The following is a 13,242-nucleotide window of genomic DNA, read 5'->3' as shown; positions in this document are numbered from 1 at the left end:
GCGCCCCAAACACCGGACTTCACTGACGGACCGACCACTCCGATTACCGTGACATCCATCACCAAACTGGCACGCGGCGGCCGCTGGCGAACCGAAGCGATGCGCAGCTATTCGCGACCTGTATTGATTTGGTTCACCCGCGGTCAAGGTCGCATAACGATTGCCGGTCGTTCCGGCGGATACAGCGCCAACAGCGCGGTATTTCTGCCTGCCGGGACAATGCACGGCTTTTCGGTTTCTCACGCGGTTCTCGGATCGGTCATCCATATCCCGAAAGAAAGTGCTGACCTTTGGCCGAATGAGCCGCGTCATTTGCGCGTCCGCGAAGTTCAGCTCCAGCGCGAACTCACCGGCATGATCGACGCGATAGAGCAGGAAACCCATTCCAACGAGGCAGACGCCGACTTGGCTCAGCGGTATCATGCTGGCCTGCTTGCCATCTGGTTCGGACGCAAATCCGATGCCATCGAGGCGGCGTCCAGCTTGCCGAGCACCGAAAACGCAGCCCACAGATTGACCCAGGCCTACACTGCATTGGTCGAGCGCGATTTTCGATACACAGTCGGCGTTCAGCATTTCGCGGAATTACTTGGCGTGACACCTACCCACCTCAGCCGCGCGTGCCGCGAAGCCTCGGGACGTGCTGCGCTCGACTTTCTGACTGACCGGCGGCATTTCGAAGCCTGTCGTTTATTGAAGGATACCGGAATTCCAATCGCGATTGTGGCTTCCCGCTCGGGATTCGCCTCGCCAGCCTATTTCACGCGCGCTTTCAGTGCGCGGGCCGGGAAGAGCCCATCAATATTCCGTCGCGAAAGGAGTATTTGATAGAATCTCGGCTGCATTCTCGATAATGTCGTTTTTGATCGATGCCAATGTCGCTTTTGTTACATGTATCGAAGTTGCTCGCCGTTGACCTTGGGCCAGAAGCGTGAAGAATTGCCAGCGGAGTTAGGGACAACAATAACAAAGAGTTCCAATAACAATTGATTCGGCCAGAAGGCCGGAACGTATGAAAATAGAATGTATGTCTGACAGGGAGAGACTAGACATGACGAAACCCAACAAATCCAAAGTGGCTGTACATCCTTTTGCGCGGATGCATGCTCAGGAATTCAAGGACGGTAAACTCAGCCGCCGCGAATTTATGGCACGCTCGACTGCCTTAGGTGTTACGGCAACAGCTGCTTACGGCCTGATCGGTGCAACCGCACCTGCTCAAGCTGCAGGGCATGCCAAAATGGGTGGCACGCTTCGCATTCAGCAAGAAGTCCACGGCCTGACCGAACCGCGCCTTTATGAATGGTCGGAAATGGGCAACATCAGCCGCGGCTGGCTGGAACTCCTCGTGCATTACGAAGCTGATGGATCGTTCACTCCGGTCCTTATGGAAAGCTGGGAAGCCAACGACGACGCAACCGAGTATCGTCTGAACCTGCGCCAGGGCGTCAAGTGGAACAATGGCGACGACTTTATCGCCGCCGACGTAATCGCAAACTTTGAAGGCTGGTGCGACACCGGCGTTGAAGGTAGCTCGGCCCCAGGCCGCATGGGCTCGCTGGTTGACGGCGACACCGGCAAAATGCGCGAAGGTGCAGTTACATCAGACGGCGACCACACGGTTGTCCTGAAGTTCACGCAGCCCGATATCTCGATCATCGCTGGTCTTGCTGATTATCCGATGGCGGTTGTTCACCGCGATCTGGTTGGCGCTCACCCAATCGACAATCCGGTCGGCACCGGCGCCTATTTGCCAGATTCCTATGCGGTTGGCGAAAAAGCTGTCATCGTCAAGAACCCGAACCACACTTGGTGGAACGAAGGCAACGGCGCCTATATGGACCGTATCGAATTCATCGACTACGGCACAGACCCGGCGACAATTATGGCGGCAGTTGAAGCTGAAGAAGTCGATATGACTTATGAATCAACTGGTGACTTTATCGACATCCTGACCAGTCTGGGCATGGTTGAATCGGAAGCTGATACAGCCGCGACAATCATCTGTCGTCCGAACGCAATCGCTGAAGTCGATGGAATAAAGCCATACGCTGACCAGCGTGTACGCCAGGCACTTGCAATGGCGGTGGACAATTCGATCGTTCTGGAACTCGGGTATGCAAGCCGCGGTAAGCCGGCCGAAAACCACCATATCTCACCAATCCATCCGGCATACGCCGAGCTGCCACCACAAAAAGTGGATCCGAATGCAGCGGCAGCGCTGATGGCAGAAGCAGGTATGGCAGACTTCGAGCACGAGTTGATCTCACTCGACGACGGTTGGGAAAAAGATACAACCGACGCAATTGCGGCGCAGCTTCGCGATGCCGGCATCAACGTCAAGCGGACGGTCCTGCCTGGTTCAACCTACTGGAACGACTGGCAGAAGCACTCGTATTCGACAACAACCTGGAACCAGCGTCCGCTGGACATCCAAATTCCGATCCTGGCCTACAAGTCAGACGGTGTCTGGAACGAAACCGGGTTCAACAACGAAGAGTTCGACAAAACGCTCGCCGAGGCGGCAGCAATTGCCGACGCCGACAAGCGCCGCGTGAAAGTCAAGCGTTTGGAAGAGATCATGCAAGAACAGGGCGTGATCATTCAGCCGTTCTGGCGGTCGATCTACAAACACTATGTAGAAGGTCTCGTAGGTGCGGAAATGCATCCGCAGTTCGAAATCCGCTATCAGTCCATCGGCTGGGCAGCCTGATTGGACATAAGCCCGCCACCCAGTGTGGCGGGCTTTTTTCGCACTGAAAGCACTTCGGCTTTCTAATCGCCCCTCCCCCAAAGGAGTCTATCGATGGCCCAATTCCTACTTCGCCGTTTAGGTCTGATGATACTGACATCGCTTGCGCTGACATTTATCGTCTTCGGTCTGACCAACCTCGAACCAAATCTCGAAAAAATCGCACGATCCGAGGCAAGCGCACGCATGTCTCAGGAAGATGTCACCCTCTGGTTAGACAGAAACGGGTATAAGGCACCGCTGATTTCGCGTTATGCGCAATGGCTTGGCGTTGCGCCTGGTTGGACGCGACGAGGCGAAGATGGTGCTATGACGGGTCGTTGCATTGATGGCGACGTTAATCCGCTGGACGCACCAAAGTTCTGCGGGGTGCTTCAAGGGGATTGGGGGCAATCAACCGTTTTTGACAAAGGCGCTGGCGGCGTTGTTTCCGCCAAACTGGCATTGACGGGTAAGCTGATGTTCTGGGTCATGGTGCTTATGGTGCCATCGGCTTTGATCGTTGGCGTTCTGGCAGGGATGCGCGAGGGTTCGCGTCTGGATAGATCGCTATCAACCTTCTCAATCGCATCAACGGCCACACCGGAATACGTCTCGGGCGTTATCTTCGTGGCGATCTTCGCGTCCTCGGCGGTGGGCCTGAAATGGTTCAAAGGCACGGCGACGTCAGCTGCCGAAAATGCGACGTTCGAAAACTTTTTCCTGCCGGTTCTGACCATCTCCCTTTACGGCGTTGGCTACATCGCGCGCATGACCCGCGCTTCCATGACCGAGGTTATGACGGCGCAATACATTCGAACGGCACGATTAAAGGGAGTCAGTTTCCCCAACATCGTTATGAAGCACGCACTTAGAAATGCCCTGATCGCACCGTTTACAGTGATCATGCTTCAGTTTCCGTGGCTCCTGAACGGCGTCGTCATCGTCGAAACCCTGTTCAACTACAAGGGCTTCGGATGGACGCTGGTGCAAGCTGCCAGCAACAATGACATCGAGCTGCTTCTGGCCTGCTCTGTTGTCGCCGTCTTCGTGGTTCTGGTGACCCAGCTGATATCCGATATTGGCTACGTCTTCCTGAACCCACGTATCAGAATAGCTTAAGGGGGGCCGAAACAATGGAACCATTAACCTGGACAGGTAGTCTCTCTTTCGTAAACCCGCTGTTCCAATTGGCTTTGGTGGCAATCGCCGTCGCAGTCGTGGCACAGATCGTTCTTAGCGCGGTTATGCCCTCAGCAGAAATGCAAGGCGACGCGCTGGCAGCCAGAAGATCGCCCGGCGAAATGGCCGCAACGGCAGTCAGATACCTCTTTCTTCTGATCGTCTTGCTGTGCCTGGTCTATCTTGTCGGCGGCATCCTGATCCCCGGCCCCGAGAGCAAGGGCATCATCGGAACCATATCTTCACGGTTCCTGCCGGTCTGGATATCGCTTCTGATCGTCTACGCCGCGTCTATTGTCTACAAGCGTCGGCTGGGCCTCTATGGCAAACTGTTCGACAGCCCCATCGGGATGATCGGCTATGGCATCGTGATGTTCTGGGTGTTCACCGGTATCTTTGGCGCCATGGACTTCATCGTCACCCACGACGCACTTTCTCAGGTTTCGGGCATGAAGAACAAGGTTCCCGGAACTGCAACACCTGAAAGCGCCGAGATCTACGGTTACTACCTCTTGGGTGGTGACAATTTGGCCCGCGACGTCTTTAGCCGCATGGTCAAAGGGTCGTGGGAGGTGATTAAGATCGCTCCGTTCGCAACCCTCTTCGCCTTCATGGTCGGCATCACGCTTGGTCTTCCGGCAGCTTACTATGGCGGCAAACTCGACGCGCTTCTGTCGTTCCAGGCCAACCTGATCCTGGCCTTCCCTGTGATCCTGCTTTTCTATCTTCTGGTCACACCGGAAATCGTCGCAACGGGTATCCCGATCTATATGGCGGGCGTGTTGTTCATCTTCCCGATCATCTTTTTGGTGGTCCTGATAAATTCGCGTTTCTATGTCATTCCGAAAAAGCGGAATACCTATCTGGCATTCGTCTTGGTTATCGGTCTCTGGCTTTACATGGGCATCGCCTGGAACCTTGATCCGCTTGGCATCATCGAATTCCCGCCGAACCTTCTGGTGGTCTTCGTGTCAGTTGTTTTCGTGAACTCGCCAACCGTGTTCAGGATCGTCCGTGGCCTGGCTATGGACATCAAGACCCGCGACTACGTTGCTGCTGGACAGACACGCGGTGAAGGGGCTTGGTACATCATGCTGTGGGAAATCCTTCCCAACGCACGGGGTCCGCTGATCGTCGATTTCTGTCTCCGGATTGGTTACACAACCATCCTGCTCGGAACTCTCGGCTTCTTCGGCCTGGGTCTTTCGCCTGAAAGCCCGGATTGGGGATCAACCATCAACGACGGGCGTAAGTTGCTCTCAATCTTCCCGCATCCGGCTCTTGCACCGGCACTGTCTCTTATGAGCCTCGTGCTGGGTCTGAACCTGTTGGCCGACGGCCTGCGCGAAGAAAGTCTTAAGGACTGATGAGTGCAGCGTTCGCAGCCACCGACGTAATACCGACGCGATACCGACAACGGTTTTCGCCCAATCGGAAGGAAGAAAAATGACCAAGTTGGACTATGATGGACCGATCCTGGAAATCGAAAATCTGTCGATCAGCTTCTTCACAAGGCTCCGCGAAATACCTGCGGTTATGGACTTCTCCTGTGTTGTTCAACCGGGCGAAGCCATGGGCCTTGTTGGCGAATCTGGATGCGGAAAAAGCACCGTGGCGCTGGGGGTTATGCAAGACCTTGGCGTTAACGGCCGAATTGTAGGTGGTTCGATAAAGTTCAAAGGGCGCAACCTCAATGAGATGAGCCCGGAAGAGCTACGCGATATTCGTGGCAGCGAAATTGCCATGATTTATCAGGAACCTATGGCCTCACTAAACCCTGCCATGAAGATCGGCAAACAGTTGATGGAAGTGCCCATGATCCACGAAGGCGTGGACGAAAAAGAGGCACACAAGCGCGCGCTAGAGGTGGTGACCGATGTGCGCCTGCCTGACCCGGAACGGATGCTAAACAGCTATCCGCATCAACTTTCCGGAGGCCAACAACAACGCATCGTCATCGCGATGGCGTTGATGGCAAACCCATCGCTGTTGATCCTGGACGAGCCGACAACAGCCCTTGACGTGACGGTCGAAGCCGCCGTTGTCGAATTGGTCAAAGACCTCGGAAAAAAATACGGCACCTCCATGCTGTTCATCAGCCACAACCTTGGTTTGGTGCTCGAAACCTGCGACCGCCTCTGCGTCATGTATTCCGGCGAAGCAGTCGAAGCTGGGTCCATAGAAGACGTCTTCGACAAGATGCAACACCCTTATACGCAAGCACTTTTCCGTTCCATCCCGCTGCCGGGCGCGGATAAAAACGCGCGTCCGCTGGTGGCAATTCCGGGCAATTTCCCATTGCCGCACGAACGTCCGCCAGGGTGTAACTTCGGTCCCCGTTGTGATTATTTCGAAGCCGGTCGTTGCGACGCAGGCGATATCAAAATGGATGAAATCGCCGGTGATGACCGCCACACCAGTCGTTGCGTGAAGTTTAAGGAAATCGATTGGAACGCACCTATAGCGGCAGGCAAGATTACCGAAAAAGCCGAGCCCGGTCAGGTCGTCCTCAAAATGGAAAACCTCAAGAAATACTACGAGGTTGCCGCGAATGCGCTGTTCGGCGGAGCCGAGAAGAAAGTGGTCAAAGCTAACGAAACCCTTAGCTTTGAGGCGCGCGAAAGTGAAACGCTGGCGATCGTGGGCGAGTCCGGTTGCGGCAAGTCGACCTTTGCTAAGGTATTGATGGGATTGGAAACTGCCACTTCTGGCCGCATTTTGTTGGATAATAACGAAATCCAGGATGTGCCGATTGAAGAGCGGGACACAAAAACGATTTCGTCAGTTCAGATGGTGTTCCAGAATCCTTTTGACACATTGAACCCATCAATGACGGTTGGCCGCCAAATCATTCGCGCGCTCGAGATTTTTGGCATCGGCAAAACCGAAGACAGCCGACGCGAGCACATGCTTGAACTGCTTGATCTGGTGAAGCTTCCCCGCGAATTTGCCGACCGAATGCCACGCCAGCTTTCCGGTGGCCAAAAGCAACGTGTGGGCATCGCCCGCGCCTTCGCTGGCGGTGCTCGGATCGTCATCGCTGACGAACCGGTTTCAGCGCTTGATGTGTCGGTGCAAGCAGCAGTGACCGATCTGTTAATGGAAATTCAACGAAACGAGAAGACAACGTTGCTGTTCATCAGCCACGACCTCTCGATCGTTCGGTATTTGTCGGATCGGGTTATGGTGATGTATCTGGGTCATGTTGTGGAATTGGGAAGCACCGATCAGGTCTTCTCGCCACCGTATCACCCCTATACCGAGGCGCTGTTGTCGGCCGTTCCAATCGCCGATACCAGCATCAAGAAGAAGCACGTTGTGCTGGAAGGTGACATTCCATCGGCGATGAACCCGCCGCCGGGTTGCCCTTTCCAAACACGCTGTAACTGGAAGGATAAAGTTCAAGGCGGGCTTTGCGAACGCGAAGTGCCAACCATGAAAACTCTTGCCGACGGTCACCAGATCAAGTGCCACTTGTCCGAAGCAGCTTTGGACGAGATGGAACCGGTTATCAAGATCGCAGCAGAATAGTAATAAAGAACAATTACTTAGGGCCGGGCGATTGCCCGGCCCTTTTGCTTGTTTAGACCTTCTTACATTGCCCGTTCAATGGTCACACTTGCTGCACCTGACCCAACAGCCATGTTCATTTTCGTTCCCTCGTCGTGACCGATATCAAAACGGTTCAGGTCAAAAGCGACCTTTTCTTGAGCATGAACATCGACAACATTGGACACATAGTGGTCAGCCACCATTGTAGGTGCGACCATCGCAATAACGCGCAAAGCGGTCGCATCGGTTTTGAAGTTAAGCGTTACTGACTTGCCAGGTGCCAACAGAACTCCCGGAGGTCCATCCATGCCGTGACCAACGGCAACCATGTCGCCACCAATGCGCTCGGCCAGCATCTTTGGATCGCCCGTCAAGATCTGCTCTTCCGCCTCGGCAGTTACGTAAGCACCATCAAATATATGCGCATCGTTTCCAGCATCCGTGACAAGGATGGGTGCCAAAAGCTCTTCGTCCAGATTGTTGGTGACGGTAATCGTGTAATTGTCAGCAAACGCTGTGCCAGCCACTACGCTTAGGGCTACAGCGGAAATAAGTGTCTTAAACATGGATACATCTCCTCGGTTTCGATGCATCTTGGCTAGACCGAGGATCCGTGATGGGCAAAACACGGTTAATGACGTGAAAGTGGGAATAATTTCTGACACGCCTGTGACCAATTGTAACGATTAAATGTTGATTTTTCAATTGGTTGGGTTTTAGCCAATCTCAGAAGTCCCGCAAATGCGCCATCGAAACTATGACGCCACAAAAACAGCCTGTGATTATCTTTCGCAATTTTCTCACGCGTCCTCACGCGCAGATTTCCAAATCTTTCAAAAAAAGAGCGGGGAATCACACAATCGGATCAGTTGCCCTTCACCTCAACGTCCGAAACTTCCAGTGCCGATGCCAACGAGTTCAATCGTGCTTCAGCGACTTCGCCAAATAGCAATCTGGTCCCCTTGGCGAACCTAACCTCAAGACGCCCCTTCTTGGGGTAGTATTTCAATTCACCCATGGTGTCGTCTTTCGACGCCGTCAGCATCGCACCAAACCGCATTGCCTTGCCCAATATCTCTGCCTGTTTGAGGTCTTTCTCGGGGATCAAGTTAAACAGCTCTTCGAATCGAGAGCTGTCGCGCGAATTTTTATAGCGATGCAGCAAAGCAACCCCCAGGAACACGCGCTCACCGTGGGTCATTCCTCCAAGGTTGGCGCGCGTCACCATCTCAAAACAGACCTCGTGCCGATAGTCGGGGTGCGCTCGCCAGGTAACATCGTGCAATAGACATGCAGCTTTGATCAGACGCTTAGGCGCCGTGCCCCGTGACCCGAACAAGGGCAGAACAAACTCATACAGACGCTTACCAAATCCCGGAATGCGCGCGTCCTTTGCTTCGGAAAACCGGCAGGCCTCGATCAAGGGATCGCGATCACGAAGGCGCTGTGGCATCTGTTCATAAAGCATGCCCTCGCGAATACCGTAGCTGGAGACAGCAATATCATAGGGCTTAAACGTCTTGACCAGCTCGCGCAGAACTAACGAAGCATGGGGCACCAACGACATTCGGCTATCGCTCAGACCATTGCGCTGACGCAACTCTTGCAGGTCATTGTCGGCGATATAGTCGACTGTCGCCAATACCGACTTCCGTGACATCCGGTACTCGTGCAAAACCGCCAGCGGATAATTTCGCCGATCCATATCCAGCCGCGCCACGGCCCGCCAAGACCCACCAACCAGGAACAAGCGGTCAGGTTGCGCACCCATAGTCTCGGCCAAGGCCCTGACCTCGGTCTTGATGTGATGCAGAAGCCCTTTTTTCCCACCCTTGACCGTCATCAACCGCTGCGGGCCAAGTTTAGTGCTGATGCGCTTTCCAACACGGCCATCACGTAGTTCGGCCAACTCCATGGACGAGCCACCAATATCGCAAATCAATCCATAGGCACCGGGCCATCCCAGTAAAACACCTTGAGCAGACAGCCGGGCCTCTTCTTCACCATCAACGACCCAAAGTTTCAGCCCCGTCTGTCGCAATACCTCGTCGCAAAAGTCCTGCCCGTCCTCGGCCTCTCTTACTGCCGCGGTGGCGACGGCAGTCAGAGGCGGAATTCCCATTCCATCAGCCAGAAACTGAAACCGTTTTAGCGCGTCCAAAGCCCGAACCCGGCCTTCCGGGTTCAACTGGCCTGTAGCAGCCATACCTGCGCCCAGGCCAGCCATAACTTTCTCGTTGAAAAAGTATGCGGGACTTCGGGCTGCACCATCAAACACAACCATTCGAACCGAGTTTGACCCAACATCGACCACCCCAACTCGGCTTAACGCACGAGCACTTGGGTCTTCGAACAACGGGCGACCAAAAGGTCCCCAATCCTCGGCCGCTGCATCCGCGCCACCGTCCATATCTGTCCCCCCAGGGGCTTATTCGTTCGCCAAAACACTGCCCTGCAAGTCAAATCAGGTCAACGAGTTACGAGGTCACACATCCAATTCAACACTTACCGGGAAATGGTCCGACGCCGTCAGCAGCGCTTCGCGCAACTCGGGCGTTTCATAGCAAATCGGGTCGTCAAATGGATGCCAAATACGCCAGGCAGACGCCAGATCACGCAAGTCGGGTGACACCATCACATAATCCAAAAGCGTCTGCATCCACCGTTTCTGGCTCGCCATCCAGAACCGAGCGCTTGCCGGCATATAACCTAAAGGACGACGAATAACGGCATCAGCGTGCGGATCAAACATCTGTGCGTCGCCGTCTTCGCCAATCACTATTTCAACACCCGAACGGCCAAACAATTCTTCATACTCATCAAGCCCCGGGCCGTCGTTAAAATCTCCCATGACCACCAAGGCCTCCTCTGCGTCCAAATGATCTTCGACGCGTTCCCTTAGCCAGATACACTGAGCCAGTTGCTTGCGGCGGTTTTCGATCCCAATACGCATAACCTCGGACGGTTTCCGAGCACCGTGCGGAGCTTTTGACTTTGCATGTACACCGAGCAGGCGAAGTTGGTTTCCCGCTTTCGTTGTGACCGCCAGTTCCAACGGCGGCTTGGACCAGCGCACTTTCTCAGGCGCAGAATCCACGTCCAGATCGATGTGATACGTGCCATCAAATCGGGGAGCGCCTTGCGGGTCATGCCGAACATCAAGCTCATCAGGATCATATAAAAATGCGATTTCTTGCTGTGTTTGATTGACGAATCCCATCACGGCATTGTCCGCCCGCAACCCCATAGTCTTGGCAAAGTTCTCCAACGCGGCAACACCGTCCCGACGACGGTGACTGTCCGGCGCTTCGATGATCATGACAGCATCTGCATCAAGAGCATTGAAGACTATTCCCAGTGCTTCCAACTGTTGATGACGGCGCACATCGTGACGGCCCGACCATGCGCGATCTTCCAGTAAACGACCCCGATCATCGAACAGATTGCTAAACCACTCGACGTTATAGGTCGCTAGGCGCATCAGGCGCGACCCTCATTGATGATCTCCCAAGCACGATTTACCGCCACTAACCGCTTTTCGGCCATCTTGACGGCCTCTTCAGGCAAGCCCCTTGCAATCATTCGATCCGGGTGGCTGTCGCGGACAAGCTGCCGCCAAGCAGCCCGAACGTCGTCTTGGGGCGCGCCCGAATCAACGCCAAGAACGTCATAAGGGTCAGGTTCAACGTCCGGCACGAACCGTGCGCGCAACGCGCGAAACTGTCTGTCTGGTATTCCAAAAATCTCGGCAACACGCTCCAGAAAGACGTCTTCGTTGGGGTGATAGTCGCCATCGGCAACTGCGATATGAAATAAGCCTTCCATCAAATCACAAAGCATTGCGCTTTGGCTGTCAAACATCTGCGCAATCGTCGTTGCGTATTCTTCAAAGCCGGCCACATCCTGACGCGCATAGTTGAATAATCGCGCCGCGTTTTGCTCTTCCTCGCGTGGAATATGAAAAACTTCGCGAAATGCGGTGACTTCATCGCGGGTGACCAGACCATCGGCCTTCGCCATCTTCGCGCCAAGAGCAATCACGGCAATTGTGAATGCGATCGATCGTTCAGGCGGCGTACGCAAGCGCTCAAAAATCTCCGCCAGACTTTCGCCTGCACGTAGGGCCGCAACGGCATCTGCAATTCTTGACCAGATCGACATGTCGGGCAGTCTAGTCGGCTTGTTCTGGCGCGTCACCCTCGGGCAGCAACCACTTTCGCAAGAGCGTCAAATCAATCCACCGCCCAAACTTGAATCCAACACTCGGCAGAACTGCCACGAACTCATACCCCAAGCGTGTATGAAACGTCACACCTTCGGCGTTCTCACCGCTTACCCCGGCCCACATTGACGCAATTCCTGCGTCTCGTGCATGATCCTCAATCTTCTGCATCAAAGCTGGGCCAATCCCCTGCCCGCGCGCCCTTGGCAATACGGCTATCGAATGTTCCATCGTCTGATTATAACCGGCACCCCGACGAAATTGGTCATAGGACGCATATCCAACGACGCTTCCTTGGTCTTCCGCTACAAACATGCAGGCCGAGCCAGAAATTCGTTCCAGGATTTCCTTGTCGGTTAGTTCCTGCGTTCGAAATGAGATGGTGGTATCGCGAACAATCAAATTGATGATTTCTCCAACCGCGTCCGCGTCGCCGACCCGTGAGGGCCTAATAATCATGCCAATACCCGATTACCTAAAGGGGTTGAGATCGTTGCAATCAGTCGTTTCTCGGGCCCTTCGCGAACATCTACACGGTCCAAACCATACAATGACGGAAAGGCTTCTAGCAGATCATCAGCCGCGGGATGGAATACATCCAAACGGGTTAGTCTGAATCCGTGATCCAGCAACCGGTCAGAAGGGCGCGGACTGTCGCCCCATGACATCAGGGCGGGGCTGGCGTCTTCAAACGGCAATCGGCCAAATTCGGTCACGGCCATGTGCCACTCCATGTCGGCTCTGTTCAACAGCATCGGCGTGCCGCTGCCAGGCGGAGCTTCATCAAGTGCCAGATCCAAGTCATCGGTATTGCAAACCCAGTTCATAATGCGCGGCGGGCCGCTGTACTGATCAAGGTTAAACCACCGCCGATGCGCCGGCCGTGGAACGTCAGGATCGACGGCAATGACTTCCAGATAGACGCCTGGCCCGAGAGACAGCAACCTGTTGTGCGTGCCCATTTTAGGATGATATCCACCTGACGACAGTTCAGCACCAAGTACGGCTTCGACATAGGTCACGCCTTCTTCAAGCGTCCTAGCAACAACAACGATATGATCGAGGGCGAGTGAAAACCTCATGCCGTGTTGATGGCGTCAAGTGGGGTGCCGTTTCAAGGGAAAATTGGACAACAAACTGTCCAGGGGCGCTACGTCACCCAAACCGCCACGGACCAAATCAACGACAACAGACTTGGCATCAGCATTGCCGTTTGCCCAAATGCCGCAAAACCAGCACGGTATTTGGCACCCAACAAGAAAATCAATGCGGCTATCGGAAATGCCACGCTCATGGCAATAACCGCGCCCAAACCATCACCAGGCGCTATGTAAGCGGATGCAGGCCAAAGGCTAAGCGCCGAAACCACGGCAACCAGCAAGACAAAACCAGCCTGAGCCTCGGGCATTGTCCGATAATCTGACGCCGGTTCAGAATCAGAGTTATCAGCTTTCCGGACAAAGTTTCGTATTGCTGCCACCACAAAAAATAACACCAAAGTCAGTCCCGGCGTAGCAAGAGACATTGCTAGTGCGGGAACAAGTGTAAAAACGGG

Annotated in this window: 12 protein-coding genes; 5 read left to right on the top strand and 7 right to left on the bottom strand. The window is 54.4% G+C overall.

What is annotated here, in order from left to right:
• Window positions 1–99 precede the first annotated feature (99 nt).
• The 5 genes from GKR98_01935 (at window position 100) to GKR98_01915 (ending at window position 7,444) form a co-directional block, all read left to right on the top strand.
• Window positions 100–828: a helix-turn-helix domain-containing protein gene (locus tag GKR98_01935; GenBank protein ID QMU59937.1), complete on the top strand. Its 729-nt coding sequence runs from the start codon at window positions 100–102 to the stop codon at window positions 826–828.
• A 223-nt stretch (window positions 829–1,051) separates the two neighbouring features.
• Window positions 1,052–2,713 carry a diguanylate cyclase gene (locus GKR98_01930; protein QMU57067.1) on the top strand — a complete coding sequence of 554 codons (1,662 nt, stop codon included), beginning with the start codon at window positions 1,052–1,054 and terminating at the stop codon, window positions 2,711–2,713.
• Window positions 2,714–2,806: 93 nt separating this feature from the next.
• Entirely contained in the window at window positions 2,807–3,853 is a 1,047-nt protein-coding gene (locus GKR98_01925; GenBank protein QMU57066.1) for an ABC transporter permease subunit, read from the top strand.
• Between the two features lie 14 nt (window positions 3,854–3,867).
• The gene (locus GKR98_01920; GenBank protein QMU57065.1) at window positions 3,868–5,280 is read left to right on the top strand and encodes an ABC transporter permease subunit; all 1,413 of its coding nucleotides are present in this window, start codon (window positions 3,868–3,870) and stop codon (window positions 5,278–5,280) included.
• 79 nt (window positions 5,281–5,359) lie between these two features.
• The gene (locus tag GKR98_01915) at window positions 5,360–7,444 is read left to right on the top strand and encodes a dipeptide ABC transporter ATP-binding protein (GenBank protein ID QMU57064.1); all 2,085 of its coding nucleotides are present in this window, start codon (window positions 5,360–5,362) and stop codon (window positions 7,442–7,444) included.
• A gap of 62 nt (window positions 7,445–7,506) precedes the next feature.
• Here the strand turns inward: GKR98_01915 and GKR98_01910 are convergent, their stop codons facing one another.
• The 7 genes from GKR98_01910 to GKR98_01880 form a co-directional block, all read right to left on the bottom strand.
• A complete protein-coding gene (locus GKR98_01910) occupies window positions 7,507–8,031 on the bottom strand; it encodes a hypothetical protein (GenBank protein QMU57063.1) in 525 nt (174 codons plus the stop codon).
• 299 nt (window positions 8,032–8,330) lie between these two features.
• A complete protein-coding gene (locus GKR98_01905; GenBank protein ID QMU57062.1) occupies window positions 8,331–9,875 on the bottom strand; it encodes an exopolyphosphatase in 1,545 nt (514 codons plus the stop codon).
• 75 nt (window positions 9,876–9,950) lie between these two features.
• Window positions 9,951–10,946, bottom strand: a complete 996-nt coding sequence (locus GKR98_01900; protein ID QMU57061.1) for an endonuclease — start codon at window positions 10,944–10,946, stop codon at window positions 9,951–9,953.
• Complete coding sequence (locus GKR98_01895) at window positions 10,946–11,626, bottom strand: DnaJ domain-containing protein (protein ID QMU57060.1); 681 nt, start codon at window positions 11,624–11,626, stop codon at window positions 10,946–10,948. The genes GKR98_01900 and GKR98_01895 overlap by 1 nt, the downstream gene beginning before the upstream one ends.
• 10 nt (window positions 11,627–11,636) lie before the next feature.
• Window positions 11,637–12,146 carry a GNAT family N-acetyltransferase gene (locus GKR98_01890; protein QMU57059.1) on the bottom strand — a complete coding sequence of 170 codons (510 nt, stop codon included), beginning with the start codon at window positions 12,144–12,146 and terminating at the stop codon, window positions 11,637–11,639.
• On the bottom strand, window positions 12,143–12,769 hold the full coding sequence (locus GKR98_01885; GenBank protein QMU57058.1) for a VOC family protein: 627 nt from the start codon (window positions 12,767–12,769) through the stop codon (window positions 12,143–12,145). Before GKR98_01885 ends, GKR98_01890 begins: the two co-directional genes overlap by 4 nt.
• Window positions 12,770–12,837: 68 nt before the next feature.
• Window positions 12,838–13,212 carry a hypothetical protein gene (locus GKR98_01880; protein ID QMU57057.1) on the bottom strand — a complete coding sequence of 125 codons (375 nt, stop codon included), beginning with the start codon at window positions 13,210–13,212 and terminating at the stop codon, window positions 12,838–12,840.
• Window positions 13,213–13,242: the final 30 nt, after the last annotated feature.

It is taken from the genome of Boseongicola sp., from assembly GCA_014075275.1.
Taxonomy (GTDB): domain Bacteria; phylum Pseudomonadota; class Alphaproteobacteria; order Rhodobacterales; family Rhodobacteraceae.
Note: the sequence above shows the minus strand (reverse complement) of the source record. Positions and strands in the feature narration are given on the sequence as shown.